Source organism: Cupriavidus pauculus, from assembly GCF_022179805.1.
GTDB lineage: Bacteria > Pseudomonadota > Gammaproteobacteria > Burkholderiales > Burkholderiaceae > Cupriavidus > Cupriavidus pauculus_E.
On record NZ_BPUO01000020.1, the window covers coordinates 1 to 16,932 of the forward strand.

Here is a 16,932-nt window from a genome sequence, read left to right on the forward strand (position 1 = left end):
TGGCCGAACGCATCAACGGCATTCTCAAGGGCGAATTCCTGCTGAACCGACCAAATGACCTGCAGCAAGCGACCCGCATGGTGAGGGAGTCTGTCCGGATCTATAACCGGGAACGGCCACATCAGGCCCTGAAATACAAAACGCCCGATGAGATCCATCGGGCGTCGGTTGCCTTGGCCCAATAGGGGCCGGCCGCAGCCAAAAAAGCTGTCAACCTATGTCAGGACTTGACATGGCGCTGTCGGCAGGCCAGAGCCGCTCAACTCGTCTTGCGGGGCGTCTTGAGCAGTGGCTTCAGCGCTGGCCATACAGTATCGAGCAGCGTGGATTGCGCAGCCGATGTCGGATGGATGCGATCGTCCTGGAACCACTCGGGGCGCGTGACGACCTTGTCGAGAAAGAACGGCACCAGTTGTGTGCGGTACTCCTTCGACAGTTTCGAATACAGCGCGAAGAACCGTTCGGTGTAGTCGGCCCCGTAGTTCGGCGGAATCCGCATGCCGACGAGCACGACCTGCGCGCCAGCCTTCTGCGCATCGCCGATGATGCCGCGCAGGTTGGCTTCGGTCGATGACAGCGACAGGCCGCGCAGGGCGTCGTTGGCGCCCAGTTCCACCACGACGATGGCCGGCTTGTGCCGCGTGAGCAGGTCGGGCAACCGGGTCTTGCCGCCAACGGTGGTCTCGCCGCTGATGCTGGCATTCACGACGCTATAATCGAACCGCTCGCGGCGCAGGCGTTCCTGCATCAGGCTTACCCATCCGGTGCCGCGCGCGATGCCATATTCGGCCGACAGGCTGTCTCCCAGCACCAGCACGGCAGGCCCGGCGGCCGGCTGTGCCATCGCAGGCAGCGGCAGATGTGAACCGAACAGGGCGATCACTGTCGCACCCAGAGTTGCCAGCATCCGCCGGCGTCCAATGTTTGCCATCCTTGCGCGCATGTCCTCTTCCATTCTTGCTGTCGAATCACTCGGAAAGACCGTAGCCGACACGACGGGTTCGCTGACGATTCTGCACGACGTCTCGTTTGCCGTCACGGCCGGCGAAACGCTGGCCATCGTCGGTGCCTCGGGATCGGGCAAATCCACGCTGCTGGGCCTGCTTGCCGGGCTCGACCTGCCGAGCACCGGGGCGGTCAAGCTGCACGGGCAGGACCTGTTCCAGCTTGACGAGGACCAGCGTGCCGCGCTGCGTGGTCGCCATGTCGGCTTTGTGTTCCAGTCATTCCAGCTGGTCGGGCACCTGACGGCGCTGGAGAACGTGATGCTGCCGCTGGAATTGCGCGGCGAAACGGTACGCGTACGCGAGCGTGCCACAGAAATGCTGGAGCGTGTCGGCCTGGGCAAGCGGCTCACGCACTACCCGCGGACGCTGTCCGGTGGCGAGCAGCAGCGTGTGGCGTTGGCCCGTGCCTTTGTGGCGCGGCCCGATATCCTGTTCGCAGATGAGCCGACAGGCAGCCTGGACACGGCAACCGGCGAAGCGGTCATCGCGTTGATGTTCGAACTCAATCGCGATGCGGGTTCCACGTTGGTCCTGGTAACCCACGACCGCTCCGTGGCAGCCCGCTGCGGCCGCATCCTGACCATCGACGCCGGCCGCGTGGCCAGCGATGAATTGATGGGTACGGAGATCTAGCCGATATCAGCCGGATCTTGCCGGCTCAGCCGCGTCCCAGCACGCCACGGGCACGTGCGATCAGCGCGGCCGTCGACGCATCGTGCGTGGCGGTACCCTGGCCAGTCAGTTCGCGCTCGATGGGCCGGGCCAGGATCTTGCCCAGCTCCACGCCCCACTGGTCGAACGAATTGATGTTCCAAACCACGCCCTGCACAAAGGTGCGGTGCTCGTACAGCGCGATCAGCGCGCCCAGCACGTGCGGGGTCAGGTCTTCCATCAGCAGCGTATTGCTGGGACGGTTGCCTTCGAACACCATGTGCGGCACGCGCGATTCGTCGGTGACGCTAGCCGCGCGCAATTCCTCCGCACTGCGGCCGCGCATCAGCGCCTCGGCCTGGGCAAAGCAGTTGGCCAGCAGCTTGGCGTGATGGCCGGGCAGGTCGCGCGGCGGCACCAGCGGCGCCACGAAATCCACCGGCACGATCTGCGAACCCTGGTGAATCATCTGGAAATAGGCATGCTGGCCGTTCGTGCCGGCCGTGCCCCACACCACGGGCGCGGTGTCCACGTGGGCCGGGTCGCCGTTCAACTGCACGGACTTGCCGTTGCTTTCCATCTCCAACTGCTGCAGGAATGCCGGGAACAGTTCGAGCGAGGTCGAATACGGCGCCATGCAACTGGTGGGCATGCCGAAGAAATTGCGGTACCAGATGCCGAGCATGCCCATGACCACGGGCATGTTCTGCGCCAGCGGCGCCGTGCGGAAGTGGTCGTCCATGGCCCGGCCGCCGCGCAGCAGGTCTTCGAATGCGTCGAAGCCCACGGCCAGCGCAATCGACAGGCCAACCGACGACCACAGCGAGAACCGGCCGCCAATCCAGTCCCAGAACTCGAACATGTTGGCGGGATCGATGCCGAACTTGACCACGGCCTCGCGATTGGTCGACACGGCCACGAAATGGCGCGCCAGTTGCGACTCCGCCGCGCCGTTACGCAGGAACCAGTCGCGCATGCTGCAGGCGTTGGCCATCGTTTCCAGCGTGGTGAACGTCTTCGAGCACACGATGACCAGCGTGCGCGCGGGGTCCAGTCGCACCAGCGTTTCCGCCAGCTCGGTACCGTCCACGTTCGACACGAAATGCATGCGCGGGCCCTGCGGGTCCGCCAGGTGCGCCAGCGCGCGGCAGACCATGCGGGGGCCCAGGTCGGAGCCGCCGATGCCGATGTTGACGATATCGGTGATCGACTGCCCGTCGAAGCCTGTCCAGGTGCCGGAATGTACGCGCGCCGTAAAGTCACGCATGCGTTGCAGCACATCCGCGATGCCGGGCATGACCGATGCGCCATCCACCTTGAATGGTGCGTCGGGCAGCGCGCGCAGCGCCACGTGCAGCGCGGCACGGTCTTCGGTCGTATTGATGTGCTCGCCCGCGAACATGGCGTCGCGGCGCTGGGTGACACCGGCTTCCTCCGCGAGCTTCATGAGCAGCGCGAAGGTTTCGAACGTGATGCGGTTTTTCGAGAAGTCGAGGAACAGGCCGGCGGCTTCCAGCGAGAAGTCCTCGACCCGGCGGGCGGCCTCGGCTTCGGCAAACCACTGCTGCATCGGCGTGTGGCGGATGGCATCGTGGTGTTGGCGAAGGGCGGTCCAGGCGTGGAATTCAGTCGGCATCGATATTCTGGGAATCTGGGGGCATTGCCCGCCAAAGCGGGCCTGAGCGCAAGTATATCGCTCCGATGTGATCTCAAAAGCCGAAAGTAGCAGCAAAAAGTAACTGCGCTTGCGGCATCCAGAAACCTTAGCAGCGTGGCGCGCGGCGCCGTATCGGGTGTTGTCCGACGCTGGCGTCGGTCGGGGCGCCGCGCGTCAGCGCCGCAGCCGTGCCGCCACGCGGCGCAAAAGCGGCTCGCCGCCCGCCACGCACAGCCCGCCAACGCAGATCACGGCGATGCCGAGCGCCGTGGTCCAGTCCGGCAGATGGCCGAACGCGAAGTACCCCACCACGGTGGCGGAGAAGATCTGCAGGTACAGGAACGGGCTCAGGAACGAGGCGTCGGCGTACTGGAAGGCGCGGATCACGAAGTAGTGTCCAAGCGATCCGGTCAGCCCCGCCGACAGCAGCAGCGCACCTTGCGTCGGCGTCGGCATGGCTTCGAACCAGAAGAATGGCACCAGTAGCGTGGTCAGCGCGGCGCCGGTCACGCCGCTCTGGATCAGCGTGGTCATCGGCGCGTCGTGGGCCGCGATCCGGCGCGTCAGCATCTGCAGCAAGGCGAACAGCAGGGCCGACAGCAAGCCGAGCCCCACGCCCAGAGCGCTGAGTTCACCGCCAGGGCGCACCACCACCAGCATGCCGCCAAAGCCGATGCCCACGCCGATCCAGCGTGTCCACCGCGCGTGCACGCCCGGCCGTTCGCCGAGCAGCCAGGGCGACAACGCCACGACGATCAGCGGCGCGCAGAAGTTCAGGGCTGTGGCGGTGGCCAGGGGCATCAGTTTCAGCACGCTGAAGAACACCAGCGTAGAGGCCAGCATCAGCGCGCCGCGCAGCCATTGCAGGCGCGGCGCGGTAGGCTGCGCCTGACGCCAGCGTGCGGGGCCGATCAGCAGGAAGATCGCCACCACGTGTCCCAGGTAGCGGACCCACGCCACGGCCACGACAGGCAGGCCCTGCTGGGTCAGCGTCTTGCCCGTGGCATCGAGCAGGCTCAGGATCCATTGCCCGATCACAAGCAGCGCGATGCCGGTCAGTAGCCGTCGCCGCGCGCCGTCGCCGCTTTCGCCATTCTCGCCGCCGGCCAGCGTTGCGGTGCTGGTCATGCCGCGCCGCCTTGCAGCAGCGCATTGAAAATTGCCCGCGCGGGCAGGTGGAGTTCGCTCGCGGTGAGTCCGGCCGGGCCGATGCCGGCGTCCACCAGGCGATCTGCCGCGCGTCCGTGGATCCATACCGCCGCGCGTGCGGCCGCCAGCAGCGGCATGCCTTGCGCCAGCAGCGCGCCGATCATGCCGGCCAGCACATCCCCCGTGCCTGCGGTCGACAGGCCGGCATTGCCGGTCGGGTTGATGGTGGCTGGCGCGGTCCCGGCCGTGGCGATGACCGTGCCGGAGCCCTTGAGCACGACGGTGGCCTGCCAGCGCGTGGCCAGCGCGTGCGCGGCCGCCAGGCGGTCACGCTGGACGTCGGCGACGCTATTGCCCAGCAGTCGGGCCGCCTCTAGCGGGTGTGGAGTCATGACGTACTCCAGGCCGCTCTCGGTCAGCGCCTGGGCCAGGGTTGCGTCGGCAGCCAGCAGGTTCAGGGCGTCGGCATCGAGTACAAGCGGCGGCGACGGTTCCGCCTTGGCGCAGACGTCGATCAGATGCGTCAGCAGCTTGCGCGCGGCCGTGCCGCCGCCCATGCCAGGGCCGGCCACGAACGCTGACATCGCGTCGAACGACAGTTCGGCCACCGGATGCAGCATCAGTTCGGGGTGCACAGGGTCGATGGCAGGTGCCGGTTGCGCCAGGAATCCCACATGCACGCGGCCTGCGCCAAGATGCAGCGCGGCACGCGCGCCCAGCAACGGTGCCCCGGTCATGCCATGGTTGCCGCCGATGACTGCCAGGCTGCCGAAGTGGCCCTTGTTGGCTGCGTGATCGCGGCGGGGCAGGGCATGCACGAACGCAGCCGGCTGGTTGACGATGGCGACTGGCCGCTCGGTGGGCGGGTAGTCCAATCCCAGCGGGGCGATATCGACAGCGCCCGCGCAGTCTCGGCCATCGAGCGTCAGCAGGCCCGGCTTGGCGGCCAGGAACGTGAGCGTGCGGCGTGCGCGTACGGCAGGCTGGCCGGCGCCGGTGTCGGCGAACAGGCCGCTGGGTACATCGAGGGCGTAGACCGGCAGGTGCGATGCGTTGAGATGCGTGATCCACCGCGCCAGATCGCTGTCGGCGGCGCGGTTCAGGCCAATGCCGAGCAGGCCGTCGACCACGGCCACGCAGCCAGTGGGCCACGGCGGCAGTGCTGCGTCGGGGGACGGATGCATGGCCAGCAGCGGCACGCCGGCGGCGCGCGCGTCGAACCATGCGCGCGCGGCATCGGCGGGCAACTGATCGGCCTCGGCGATCAGCCAGGCTTCGACCAGCCGCCCGGCCTGGTGCAGCCGCGTGGCGGCAACCAGCGCATCGCCGCCGTTGTTGCCGCGGCCAGCCAGGAACAGGATGCGACCGTTCGGCACATGGTGGTGAATCCAGTCCGCGGCGGCGGCGCCAGCGCGCGACATCAGCGTGAACGGCGGCGTGGCATCGAGCCCGGCCTGCTCGACACGGCGGATTGCGGCGGCGTCGTAGAGCGGGGTGGGGTCGCCGCTGGCGGCGTCCAGCGTCGTCCAGAGCGGGTCGTTGTTGGCGGAGGCGGCAGGGACTTCTGGATTCATGGTGAGTTCAGGCGGGCGCCAGCCGGTAGCGTGCCGGGGTCAGGCCATCCATGTCGATGGCAGGGCCGTCGCCCTGGCCGGCGCTGGCAGCAATCTGGTCAGCGGCGATTTTGCCCGATCCACAGCTCATCGCCCAGCCCGTGGACCCATGCCCGAGGTTCAGGAACAGCCCCGGCACGCGCGTGGCGCCGATCAGGGGCGGGCCGTCGGGCAGCATCGGCCGCGCGCCAGCCCACAACGTGGCTTCCTGATAGTGGCCGGCCACCGGAAACCAGTCGCGTGCCACCTTGATCAGCGTGTTCAGCGCGGCGGGGCGCAGGTCCAGCGCGCGCGAGCCCAATTCCGCCGTGCCGGCCACGCGCAGCCGGTTGCCCATGCGCGTGATCGCCACCTTGAACGATTCATCCATCAGCGCGCCAAGCGGCGCCTGCAGTTCGTCGCGCACCATGACCGTGGCCGAATAGCCTTTCACGGGGTAGAGCGGCACGCGCAGCCCCAGCGGGCGCAGCAGCCGTGCGCTGCCCACGCCGGCCGCCAGCAGCACGCGGTCGGCCTTTAGGATTTCGGGTGCGGCGCCATGCCGCGTGGGCGGCAGTTCGACGTCCAGTGCGCCGGTCTTGTCGGCGCGCAGCCGTGCCACGTCGGTCTGGAAGCGAAATTGCACGCCGGCGGCCTCGGCGTGCTGGTGCAGCCGGCGCACGAACATCGGGCAGTTGCCCGATTCATCCTCGGGCAGGTGCAGGCCGCCTGCCAGCGGCGTGTCGTCGGTCAGGCCCGGTTCGATACGCCGGCAGCCCGGCGCATCCACTAGCTGGTGCGGCACGTTGTTCTCGCGCAGCAGCGCCAGGGCGGGGGCGGCCAGGTCCAGGTCCTTCTGGGTGCGGAACAGTTGCAGGTAGCCGCGCGACTGTTCGTACTCGATCTCCAGTTCGGCGCGCAACTGGTGCAGGCATGCGCGGCTGTAGAACGCCACGCGCTGCATGCGCAGCTTGTTGGTGCGATAGCGCTCGACATCGCATTCGCGCAGCCACTGGCCGATCCAGCGCCACATTGCCGGATCGATGCCGGGGCGGAACAGCACCGGCGATTCGCGCTGGAACAGCGCGCGTAGCACCTTGCCCGGCATGCCCGGGGCGGCCCACGGCGTGACGTAGCCGGGCGCGATGACGCCGGCGTTGCCGAAGCTGGCCTCCTGCGCCGGTGCTGAACGCCGCTCCAGCACGGTGACCTCGAAGCCGGCCTGGCGCAGGTACCAGGCCGAGCAGACGCCGATGGCGCCGGCGCCAATGACGATGACGTGCATCCGGGCAGGTGTCCTTTTTCAGATGGGCGTTACTTGAGCTCCTTCGCCATCACCACGTCGGGCAGCCACGTGACCACGGTCGGCCAGACCGTGATGATGCCGATGGCAATCACCATCATCATGAAGAACGGCAGGGACACGCGCGCTATATAGTTGCTGTCCTTGCCGGTCATGCTCTGCAGCACGAAGAGGTTGAAGCCCACCGGCGGCGTCACCTCGGCGATTTCCACGAGCAGCACGATGAAGATGCCAAACCATACCAGATCGAAGCCGGCCGCCTGCACCATCGGCAGTACCGTGGCCGTGGTCAGCGCGATCATCGAGATGCCGTCGAGCGCCGTGCCCAGCACGATGTAGATCAGCGTCAGCACCGCGATCAGCGCCCATGGCGACAGGTGCAGCGCGGCCACCCATTCGGCCAGCGCGCGCGGAATGCCCGTGAAGCTCATGGTGACCGACAGGAACGACGTGGCGCCCAGCACGAACATGATCATCGCGGTCAGCCGCGTGGCCGACATCAGGCTTTCCCAGAACGCCTTGCGCGTCAGCGAGCCGCCGGCCCAGGCCAGGCCCAGCGACGCCACCACGCCATAGGCCGCGGCCTCGGTGGCGGTGGAGTAGCCGGCCATCATGATCCACGTGATGAACGCGATCAGGATGATGCAGGGCATCAGTTGCCGGATCGACGCCGCACGCGCGCGCCAGCCGAAGGTTTCGGCGGCCGGCGTCTTATTCGGGTTCATCAACGCCCAGACCACGATGTAGCCCGAAAACAGCAGCATCAGCAGCAGCCCCGGCAGGAAGCCCGCCAGGAACACGCGGATGATCGACACGTCGGCGGACACCGCGTACACCACCATCGTGATCGACGGCGGAATCAGGATGCCCAGCGTGCCCGCGCACGACAGCGAGCCCAGCGTGATGCGCTCGTCATAGCCACGCCGGGTCAGTTCGGGCAGCGCGGACTTGGCGATGGTGGCGCAGGTGGCGGCCGAAGACCCCGACACCGAGCCAAAGATGCCGCAGCCCAGGATGTTCACGTGCATCAGGCGTCCGGGCAGCCAGTTGAGCCAGGGCGACAGGCCGTTGAACATCTGCTCGGACAGCTTGGTCCGGAACAGGATTTCGCCCATCCAGACGAACAGCGGCAGCGACGCCAGCGTGTACGACGCGCTGGACGACCACCACGAATTGGCCAGGTTCACCAGGGCGTCGTGATCGGAGAAGATCACCAGTCCCACCCATGAGGTGACCGCGATCGCCACGGGAATCCAGGCGCCAATGGCCAGGAAGACGATCATCACCAGCAGCAGGACCAGGGCAACGAGTACGGTGCTCATCAGACGGTCTCCCCAAAATCGCCGGCGGCCAGCTTGGCTTCCTGCGCCTGCTGGTAGCGCGGCTTCTGCCGGCGCATCACGCGCAGCCATTCGTCGGCAACAGCCAGCAGGAATCCGATGGCACCCAGCACGGCAAAGCTCTGCGGCATCCAGAGCGGGATCACGATCTGGCCTTGCGAGACATCGCCGATATCCCAGCTCTGCCAGGCAAACGTGCCTAGCGCCCAGGCGGCGTAGGCGGCAAAGACCAGGCAGATGGTGAGCGAGAGCGCTTCGAGCAGCCAGCGGCGTTTGGGGCCGACGGCTTCGAGCAGCATTTCCACGCGCACGATGCCGCCGTGCTGGAACGTCTGGCCAAGGACCAGGAAGGCCGACGCGGCGCAGAGCCAGGCGACGATGTCGTCGCCGCCCTTGAGCACGATCAGGGTTTCGCGCGAGATCGACATGGCGATCATCACGATGCAGACGGCCAGGATACAGAGCGCGCCAAGCGCAGCGAACAGGTCAAGCAGACGGTCGAGCCATCGCTTGGGTGGGATAGGGGCGGGCATGGAACTACCTGTGGACGCGGACAGCAGGAATATGGAACGACCCGGCGCGGACCCCATCGGGGCATCCGCGCCGGGCCAACGGCACTAGACAACGGGCAGGGCAGGCGGACGATTTACTTGCGGTAGGCGTCCAGGATGGCCTTGCCGTCGTCACCGGCGCTCTTGGCCCACTCGTTGACCATGACTTCACCCACCTTCTGCATGTCGGTCTTCAGTTGCGCCGACGGCGGCGCCACGGTCATGCCGTTTTTCGACAGCGTGGCCAGGTATTCCTTGGTCTTCTGCTCCGAAACTTGCCAGCCGCGCTTCTCGGCGTCGGCCACGGCCTTGAGCAGTGCGTCCTGCGTGGGCTTGTCCAGCGCGTTGAACGCCTTCTTGCTGACCACCAGCATGTTCTTGGGCAGCCAGGCGTCGACGGTGTAGAAGTACTTGACCGATTCCCAGACCTTGGTATCCACGCCGGTGGCGCCCGAGGACATGAACGAATTCACGGTGCCGGTGGCCAGTGCCTGGGCCAGGTCGGCGGCCTGGATCGTCACCGGCTGCGCGCTCACCAGCTCTGCGATCTTCGACGTGGCGGGGTTGTAGGCGCGCCACTTCAGGCCCTTCATGTCGGCGGCGGCGTTGATCGGCTTGTTCGCGTAGATGCCCTGCGGCGGCCAGGCCACCGCGTAGAGCAGCTTTATGCCCTGGCGGTCCAGCACTTTGTCGGTGACCGGCTTCGATGCCTGCCAGAGCCGGTATGAGTCGGCATAGCTGGTGGCCAGGAACGGCACCGCGTCAACGCCATACACCGGATTTTCATTGGCCAGCAGCGACATCAGGATTTCGCCCATCTGCACCTGGCCGGTCTGCACGCCGCGCTTGATCTCGTTGGCCTTGAGCAGCGAGCCATTGGGGTGGATCACGATCTTGAGCTTGCCGCCCGTCGCCTTTTCCACATCGTTGGCCATCTGCTGCAGGTTTTCCGTGTGCAGATTGGTGGCCGGGTAGCCGGTTGGCAGGTCCCACTTCGTATCCGCCCGTGCCGCCGTGGCGGCCAGCAGCAGTGCCGCCACCGCGACGGCCATTGCCTTGACTCGCATTTCGATCTCTCCTGGTGTTGCGCATGGGCGCTTGCCCGACTGCGCGGGTTTGGACTACCTGGAACTGCCGCCGGCCCCAGGTCAGCAATGTTTGCGACATGGTCCGGTACCGCGGTCACGGCAATCGGCCTGGCTCTGCTTCAGTGCCCGTGACGGTAGAACGAATGCATCAATGCAAGGGACGTGCCCAGCAACGAATTAATGTGTTCATGCTCATAATTCGCCGATAAACTGTCAAGCCAAAATTGCCCGCTGCCGCTTCGGGCTTTCACCTATCGCCACCGTTCGAACTGTCCGGAGACTTTGCCCATGGCCCGCAAGCCCGCCCCAACCAGCCAAGCCGACGTGTCCGCGGACGCGGACGCGCAAGGCACGCGCGGCGCGCCGCTGACCCGGGCGGCAGGCGTCAATATCGTCTCGTCGGCGCACCTCGTCTCGGTGCGCAGCCCGGAATTGTCCGAATTCGAGTTCGGGCTGAACACCGCGTACAACGCCTATAGCCGGTGGGTGGTGCGCTGCATGGGCGCCGCCGGCGTGCGCGACCTGACCTTCCTGGACGTGCTGGTGCTGCACCATGTGAACCATCGCGGCCGGGCTAAGCGGCTGGCCGACATCTGCTTCGTGCTCAATGTCGAGGACACGCATCTTGTGACCTATTCGCTGAAGAAGCTGGTCGGCCTGGGGCTGGTGGCCGGCGAACGGGTGGGCAAGGAAGCTACCTATGCCACCTCGGCGGCCGGCACCGAGGCCTGTGCCCGGTACCGGGAAATCCGCGAGCAGTGCCTGACCAGCAATTTCACCGAGGGAAGCGACGAAAACGTCGAGATCGGCGAGCTGGCGCGGCTGCTGCGGGTGCTGACCGGGCTGTACGAACAGGCGGCACGCTCGGCAACTTCGCTCTGAGGCTACGTACCCGAGGGTATTGGTCGGGAGGATTACGGCCGGCCGATAGGGGGCTGAGGGGCGCCGGATGCGCCACCGGCACGGCGGGGCGTCCGGTTTTCCCGGCCTTGTCCGCCACTGCGGTATTGCGCAATGCAAAAAGCGGTCTCCGACAAGGTACAATAGCGGTTTCCCGACAGTCGGCATTCCATTCAGCAGTGCCGGCAGCCGCTTTGCCCCACCTCCTCGCCTCCTGACCGTACCGATCATGGCGCATTTCTCGTGCTTCCCCGGCGCTTTGGCGCTTTCTGCTTTCCGTCAGCAACGCCTGCTTGCCGCTCTCCAACAAGTCGACACCGATATTGAATCGGTGCACGGCCAGTTCGTGCATTTCGTCGATTCGGACACGCCGCTGTCCGCCGAGGACCAGACGCGCATCGGCGCCATGCTGACCTACGGCGCACCGTTCGCGGCCCAGCCCGAGGGCGACCGCTTCGTGGTGATTCCGCGCTTCGGCACGATCTCGCCGTGGGCCAGCAAGGCCACCGACATCGCCCATAACTGCGGCCTGACCCACGTGCACCGCGTCGAGCGCGGCATCGAGATCACCGTGGTCTGCAAGAAGGGCCTGCTGCGTGGCCGCAAGTCGCTGGACGCCGGCACGCGTGCCGCCGTGGCCGCGCACCTGTTCGATCGCATGACCGAGACCGTGATCGCCACGCGCGATGAAGCGGCCGGCCTGTTCCAGGAACTGCCGGCCAAGCCGCTGCAGTTCATCGACATTTCCGCCGGCCGCACCGCGCTGGAGGATGCCAATACGGCCATGGGCCTGGCGCTGTCGGACGACGAGATCGACTACCTGCTGGAAAACTACGGCAAGCTGGGCCGCAACCCGACCGACGTCGAACTGATGATGTTCGCGCAGGCCAACAGCGAGCACTGCCGCCACAAGATCTTCAACGCCACGTGGACCATCGACGGCGTGACGCAGGACAAGTCGCTGTTCGCGATGATCCGCAACACGCACCAGCTGAACCCGCAGGGCTCGATCGTCGCCTATTCGGACAACTCCGCCGTGATGGAAGGCGATGTGGCCGAGCGTTGGTATCCGCGCGGCGCGAACCAGCAGTATGGCCGCCACGAGGCGCTGACCCATACGCTGATGAAGGTGGAAACGCACAATCACCCGACCGCGATCTCGCCGTTCCCGGGCGCCTCGACCGGCGCTGGTGGCGAAATCCGCGATGAAGGCGCCACCGGCCGCGGCGCCAAGCCCAAGGCCGGCCTGACCGGCTTCACGGTGTCGAACCTGATGCTGCCCGACGCTATCGAGGCCTGGGAAAACGACCGCGACACGGCCCAGCCGATGGCGCATCGCAATCCCGACGACAAGGCCGGCGTGACCGGCAAGCCGGACCGCATCGCGTCGCCGCTGCAGATCATGATCGACGGCCCGCTGGGCGGCGCCGCGTTCAACAACGAATTCGGCCGCGCCAACCTGGGCGGCTACTTCCGCGTCTACGAGCAGAATGTGGGCGGCACGGTGCGCGGCTATCACAAGCCGATCATGATTGCCGGCGGTATCGGCAACATCGACGCCGGCCACACGCACAAGAACCCGCTGCCGGCCGGCACCCTGCTGATTCAGCTGGGCGGCCCGGGCATGCGCATCGGGATTGGCGGCGGGGCCGCCAGCTCGATGGCGACGGGTACCAATACCGCCGAGCTCGACTTCAACTCGGTGCAGCGCGGCAACCCCGAAATGGAGCGCCGTGCCCAGGAAGTGATCAATGCGTGCTGGCAGCTCGGTGAGGACAACCCGATCCTGTCAATCCACGACGTGGGCGCAGGCGGCATCTCGAATGCGTTCCCCGAACTGGTCGATGGCGCCGATCGCGGCGCGCGTTTCGACCTGCGCCAGGTGCATCTGGAAGAGTCCGGCCTGTCGCCGGCGGAAATCTGGTGCAACGAGTCGCAAGAGCGCTATGTGCTGGCCATCTCCCCGAACGAACTGTCGCGCTTCCAGGCCATGTGCGAGCGTGAGCGCGCACCGTTTGCCGTGGTGGGTATCGCCACGGAAGAAAAGCAGCTCCAGCTCGTCGACGCACACGTCGATGCCGCGCTGAATGAACATCACGCGGTGGACATGCCGATGGATGTGCTGCTCGGCAAGCCGCCGCGCATGCACCGCGACGTGCAGCGCGTGACGCGCGAACTGCCGCCCGTGGACGTGACCGGCATCTCGCTGGAACAGGCCGTGACCGACGTACTGCGTCATCCGACCGTTGCCAGCAAGTCGTTCCTGATCACGATCGGCGACCGTACGGTGGGCGGCATGAACGCACGCGACCAGATGGTGGGTCCGTGGCAGGTGCCGGTGGCCGACGTGGCCGTGACCACGCTCGACTACAAGGGCCGTGCCGGCGAAGCAATGACGATGGGCGAGCGTACGCCGCTGGCCGTGATCAATGCGCCGGCGTCGGGCCGCATGGCCATCGGCGAAGCGCTGACCAACCTGGCGGCTGCTCCGGTCAAGGACCTGAACAAGGTCAAGCTGTCGGCCAACTGGATGGCCGCCTGCGGCGTGGCTGGCGAGGACGCCAAGCTGTACGACACCGTGCATGCCGTGGGCATGGAGCTGTGCCCGGCACTGGGCATCAGCATCCCGGTGGGCAAAGATTCGCTGTCGATGCGCACCAAGTGGTCCGACGAAGGCGGCGACAAGGAAGTGGTGGCGCCGGTGTCGCTGATCATCTCGGCCTTTGCCGCCGTGGATGACACCGACAAGACCCTGACGCCGCAACTGCGTACCGATCTTGGCGAAACCGTGCTGATCGCGATCGACCTCGGCCGCGCGAAGAACCGCATGGGCGGCAGCATCCTGGCGCAAGTCACGCAGCAGGTGGGCGACAGCGCGCCGGACGTCGACAGCCCCGAGGATCTGAAGAACTTCTTCAACGTGATCCAGCGCCTGAACCGCGAGGACAAGCTGCTGGCCTATCACGACCGCTCCGATGGTGGCTTCCTGGCCGCCGTGGCGGAAATGGCTTTTGCCGGCCATACCGGCGTGTCGCTGAACGTCGACATGCTGACGCTCGATCCGAATCAGGAGCAGGACTACGGCGACGCCAAGAACTGGGCGCAGCAGGTGGCCGAACGCCGCAACGACCAGACGCTGCGCGCACTGTTCTCCGAGGAACTGGGCGCCGTGATCCAGGTGCGTGCGCAGGAGCGTGACGCCGTATTCGCCGTGCTGCGCGAAGCCGGTCTGTCGGCCTGCAGCCATGTGATCGGCAAGCCGAACGCGAACGACCAGTTCGAGATCTATCGCGACGCCAAGAAGGTATTCGGCGCCGCCCGTGCCGACCTGCAGCGCACCTGGACCGAGGTGAGCTGGCGTATCGCACGTCTGCGCGACAATCCCGCTTGCGCCGACAGCGAGTACGACAGCGTGCTGGACGCCGCGGACCCGGGTATCAGCCCCGTGCTGACCTTCGACCCGGCGCAGGACATCGCCGCACCGTTCATCGCCACGGGTAACCGTCCGCGCGTGGCCATCCTGCGCGAGCAGGGCGTCAATTCGCAGATCGAAATGGCGTACAGCATGGACCTGGCCGGCTTTGACACGGTCGACGTGCACATGAGCGACCTGATCGCCGGCCGCGCCAGCCTGGCCGACTTCAAGGGCTTCGTGGCGTGCGGCGGCTTCAGCTACGGCGACGTGCTCGGCGCGGGCGAGGGCTGGGCCAAGACGATCCTGTTCAACGGCCAGATGGCCGAGCAGTTCGCGGCCTTCTTCAACCGCCAGGACACGTTTGCCCTTGGCGTCTGCAATGGTTGCCAGATGCTGAGCAACCTGGCCCCGATCATCCCGGGCGCCGGCGCATGGCCGAAGTTCACGCGCAACCAGTCGGAACAGTACGAAGCGCGCTTCGTGACCGTGGAAGTCCAGCAGTCGTCGTCGATCTTCTTCGCCGGCATGGAAGGCAGCCGCATTCCCATCGCCGTTGCACACGGCGAAGGATTTGCCGACTTCTCGCAACAAGGCGATATCCGCAAGGTCAACGTGGCACTGCGCTTTGTCGACAACCGTGGCGCGGTCACGCAAGCCTATCCGCTGAACCCGAACGGTTCGCCGGAAGGCATCACGTCGGTCACCACGGTCGACGGCCGCTTCACCGCGCTGATGCCGCACCCGGAGCGCGTCTTCCGCGCCGCCACGATGAGCTGGGCACCGGACGCCTGGAAGGACGTGGCCGACGGCGGCAGCCCGTGGATGCGCATGTTCCGCAACGCCCGCAAGTGGGTCGGCTGATCGAACCCGTTGCCCTCAGGAAAACGCCCGCTGATGCGGGCGTTTTTTTACGTCATGAGAATGATCTCAGACAGGCGCGGATACCGCCGCTTCGGTCTCGTTTTCGACCGTCTGCGGGGTTTGCGTGGCAGGCGGGCGCGGGCGCTCGCTCCATGGCAGGTAGCGGGAATAGAGCAGCCGCATGCGGTCGGCGCCGGGCGGCACAGGGATCTCGCCGCGCACTTCCATGAAGGCGACGGTTGCCTGCAGCAGCTTCGATTGCGCGTAGCGGTCGCGCATTGGCAGGTGGGGGTGGAGTTCGCGCCAGCGGCCGCCGGTGCATTCGATATGCGGCATGCCGAGCGCGCAGTAGACCACCCCGCTGGAGTATAGGTGCCACATGTACCAGTAGCCGCTCGTCACGCCCATATGTCTTGAATCTCCGGCCCGATGCCGGGACGGATGTCCGGCTCTGTCGGGCCCTTCAGATCTTACTGAGGGCGGCGGGACGTTGGAACCCGCAAGCTGCACCAGTGTGTTACCAAGCGCGCCAAACCGCACGCACAAACAAAAACCGGCGCACAGGCGCCGGTTTTTTTGCTGCAATGGCAACGAATTACTGAATCTTTGCCTTGTCCTTGAGCGTCTTCATCATCGCCTGGAACTGCTCGCGCTGCCAGGCCTGATCGCCCATCAGCATTTGCTGCAGCTGAGGCTTCACTTCCTCGAACGTCGGCACCTTGGCATCGCGCACGTCCACGAGTTCGATGATGTGCCAGCCAAACTGCGACTTGACCGGCGTATCGGTCATCTGGCCCTTCTTGAGGCCGGTCATCGCGGCCGAGAATTCCGGCACGTAGCTGCTGCTGTTGGCCCAGTCCAGGTCGCCGCCGTTGGCTGCCGAGCCGGTGTCCTTCGACGATGCCTTGGCCACGTCCTCGAACTTGGCGCCGCCCTTGATCTTGGCGATCAGTGCCTTGGCGTCAGCTTCCTTTTCCACGAGGATATGGCGGGCGTGGTATTCCTTGCCATTGCCGAACTGGCTCTTGATCTTGTCGTACTGCTTGCGCAGTTCGTCGTCGCTGGCGCCGTGCGTGCGGACGTAGTCTTCGAACACCGCGCCGGCCAGCACGTTCAGGCGGGCCTGCTCGAGCTGGTCCTGAATGTCGTCGCGCTGCAGGATGCCGCGCTTGGAGGCTTCCTGCACCAGCAGTTCCCGGTCGATCAGCATGGTGCGTGCACGGTCGCGCAGTTCGGGCGAGGCGGGCTGGCCGGTGCCGGCGATCAGCTTGTCCACCTTGGCCGACGGGATGGGCTTGCCATTCACAACGGCGGCGTTCTGGGCGAACACGGGCAGGCTGCCAGCAGCGAGCACAGCCGCCAGGCTGAACGAGAGGACGGTGGTCTTCATGGAGTCAGGTCTGAAAGTAGCGAGAGCG

14 protein-coding genes are annotated in these 16,932 nt (G+C 66.3%); 4 read left to right on the forward strand and 10 right to left on the reverse strand.

The annotated features are described in order from the left end of the window. The coding region (locus tag MFF62_RS27500; protein WP_238266461.1) for an integrase core domain-containing protein at positions 1–185 on the forward strand (185 nt) is incomplete at its 5' end. A gap of 74 nt (positions 186–259) precedes the next feature. Here MFF62_RS27500 and MFF62_RS27505 read toward each other — a convergent pair. After that, positions 260–907 carry an arylesterase gene (locus MFF62_RS27505; RefSeq protein WP_404990849.1) on the reverse strand — a complete coding sequence of 216 codons (648 nt, stop codon included), beginning with the start codon at positions 905–907 and terminating at the stop codon, positions 260–262. A gap of 34 nt (positions 908–941) precedes the next feature. Here MFF62_RS27505 and MFF62_RS27510 point away from each other — a divergent pair, with 34 nt between their 5' ends. After that, the gene (locus MFF62_RS27510) at positions 942–1,640 is read left to right on the forward strand and encodes an ABC transporter ATP-binding protein (RefSeq protein ID WP_238266680.1); all 699 of its coding nucleotides are present in this window, start codon (positions 942–944) and stop codon (positions 1,638–1,640) included. Between the two features lie 25 nt (positions 1,641–1,665). Here the strand turns inward: MFF62_RS27510 and pgi are convergent, their stop codons facing one another. The 7 genes from pgi to MFF62_RS27545 form a co-directional block, all read right to left on the reverse strand. Continuing rightward, positions 1,666–3,294 (reverse strand): glucose-6-phosphate isomerase, encoded by a 1,629-nt coding sequence (gene pgi, locus MFF62_RS27515; protein WP_238266463.1) that lies wholly within the window; start codon positions 3,292–3,294, stop codon positions 1,666–1,668. 195 nt (positions 3,295–3,489) lie between these two features. Next, the gene (locus MFF62_RS27520; RefSeq protein ID WP_238266466.1) at positions 3,490–4,443 is read right to left on the reverse strand and encodes a DMT family transporter; all 954 of its coding nucleotides are present in this window, start codon (positions 4,441–4,443) and stop codon (positions 3,490–3,492) included. Next, the gene (locus MFF62_RS27525; protein ID WP_238266467.1) at positions 4,440–6,038 is read right to left on the reverse strand and encodes an NAD(P)H-hydrate dehydratase; all 1,599 of its coding nucleotides are present in this window, start codon (positions 6,036–6,038) and stop codon (positions 4,440–4,442) included. Before MFF62_RS27525 ends, MFF62_RS27520 begins: the two co-directional genes overlap by 4 nt. A 7-nt stretch (positions 6,039–6,045) precedes the next feature. Continuing rightward, the gene (locus tag MFF62_RS27530; protein ID WP_238266468.1) at positions 6,046–7,341 is read right to left on the reverse strand and encodes a D-amino acid dehydrogenase; all 1,296 of its coding nucleotides are present in this window, start codon (positions 7,339–7,341) and stop codon (positions 6,046–6,048) included. Between the two features lie 29 nt (positions 7,342–7,370). Further along, complete coding sequence (locus MFF62_RS27535; protein WP_238266470.1) at positions 7,371–8,681, reverse strand: TRAP transporter large permease; 1,311 nt, start codon at positions 8,679–8,681, stop codon at positions 7,371–7,373. Then, entirely contained in the window at positions 8,681–9,232 is a 552-nt protein-coding gene (locus MFF62_RS27540; protein WP_238266472.1) for a TRAP transporter small permease subunit, read from the reverse strand. The genes MFF62_RS27535 and MFF62_RS27540 overlap by 1 nt, the downstream gene beginning before the upstream one ends. 113 nt (positions 9,233–9,345) lie before the next feature. Continuing rightward, a complete protein-coding gene (locus tag MFF62_RS27545; protein ID WP_238266474.1) occupies positions 9,346–10,317 on the reverse strand; it encodes a TRAP transporter substrate-binding protein in 972 nt (323 codons plus the stop codon). A 309-nt stretch (positions 10,318–10,626) separates the two neighbouring features. On the opposite strand from MFF62_RS27545, the gene MFF62_RS27550 reads away from it, so the two are divergent. Next, positions 10,627–11,220, forward strand: a complete 594-nt coding sequence (locus tag MFF62_RS27550) for a winged helix DNA-binding protein (protein WP_238266476.1) — start codon at positions 10,627–10,629, stop codon at positions 11,218–11,220. Between the two features lie 247 nt (positions 11,221–11,467). Next, positions 11,468–15,514 (forward strand): phosphoribosylformylglycinamidine synthase, encoded by a 4,047-nt coding sequence (gene purL, locus MFF62_RS27555; protein ID WP_238266478.1) that lies wholly within the window; start codon positions 11,468–11,470, stop codon positions 15,512–15,514. A 66-nt stretch (positions 15,515–15,580) separates the two neighbouring features. Here purL and MFF62_RS27560 read toward each other — a convergent pair whose 3' ends face one another. Together MFF62_RS27560 and MFF62_RS27565 are read right to left on the reverse strand one after the other, a co-directional pair. Next, the gene (locus MFF62_RS27560; protein WP_238266479.1) at positions 15,581–15,895 is read right to left on the reverse strand and encodes a hypothetical protein; all 315 of its coding nucleotides are present in this window, start codon (positions 15,893–15,895) and stop codon (positions 15,581–15,583) included. 214 nt (positions 15,896–16,109) lie between these two features. Next, positions 16,110–16,904 carry a peptidylprolyl isomerase gene (locus MFF62_RS27565; protein ID WP_238266481.1) on the reverse strand — a complete coding sequence of 265 codons (795 nt, stop codon included), beginning with the start codon at positions 16,902–16,904 and terminating at the stop codon, positions 16,110–16,112. Between the last annotated feature and the right edge of the window lie 28 nt (positions 16,905–16,932).

What these genes read in the sequence shown, in the direction of transcription:
- MFF62_RS27505 (WP_404990849.1), bottom strand. Translation starts at nt 907, where the DNA reads ATGCTGGCAACTCTGGGTGCGACAGTGATCGCCCTGTTCGGTTCACAT.
- MFF62_RS27510 (WP_238266680.1), top strand. Translation starts at nt 942, where the DNA reads ATGTCCTCTTCCATTCTTGCTGTCGAATCACTCGGAAAGACCGTAGCC.
- pgi (WP_238266463.1), bottom strand. Translation starts at nt 3,294, where the DNA reads ATGCCGACTGAATTCCACGCCTGGACCGCCCTTCGCCAACACCACGAT.
- MFF62_RS27520 (WP_238266466.1), bottom strand. Translation starts at nt 4,443, where the DNA reads ATGACCAGCACCGCAACGCTGGCCGGCGGCGAGAATGGCGAAAGCGGC.
- MFF62_RS27525 (WP_238266467.1), bottom strand. Translation starts at nt 6,038, where the DNA reads ATGAATCCAGAAGTCCCTGCCGCCTCCGCCAACAACGACCCGCTCTGG.
- MFF62_RS27530 (WP_238266468.1), bottom strand. Translation starts at nt 7,341, where the DNA reads ATGCACGTCATCGTCATTGGCGCCGGCGCCATCGGCGTCTGCTCGGCC.
- MFF62_RS27535 (WP_238266470.1), bottom strand. Translation starts at nt 8,681, where the DNA reads ATGAGCACCGTACTCGTTGCCCTGGTCCTGCTGCTGGTGATGATCGTC.
- MFF62_RS27540 (WP_238266472.1), bottom strand. Translation starts at nt 9,232, where the DNA reads ATGCCCGCCCCTATCCCACCCAAGCGATGGCTCGACCGTCTGCTTGAC.
- MFF62_RS27545 (WP_238266474.1), bottom strand. Translation starts at nt 10,317, where the DNA reads ATGCGAGTCAAGGCAATGGCCGTCGCGGTGGCGGCACTGCTGCTGGCC.
- MFF62_RS27550 (WP_238266476.1), top strand. Translation starts at nt 10,627, where the DNA reads ATGGCCCGCAAGCCCGCCCCAACCAGCCAAGCCGACGTGTCCGCGGAC.
- purL (WP_238266478.1), top strand. Translation starts at nt 11,468, where the DNA reads ATGGCGCATTTCTCGTGCTTCCCCGGCGCTTTGGCGCTTTCTGCTTTC.
- MFF62_RS27560 (WP_238266479.1), bottom strand. Translation starts at nt 15,895, where the DNA reads ATGTGGCACCTATACTCCAGCGGGGTGGTCTACTGCGCGCTCGGCATG.
- MFF62_RS27565 (WP_238266481.1), bottom strand. Translation starts at nt 16,904, where the DNA reads ATGAAGACCACCGTCCTCTCGTTCAGCCTGGCGGCTGTGCTCGCTGCT.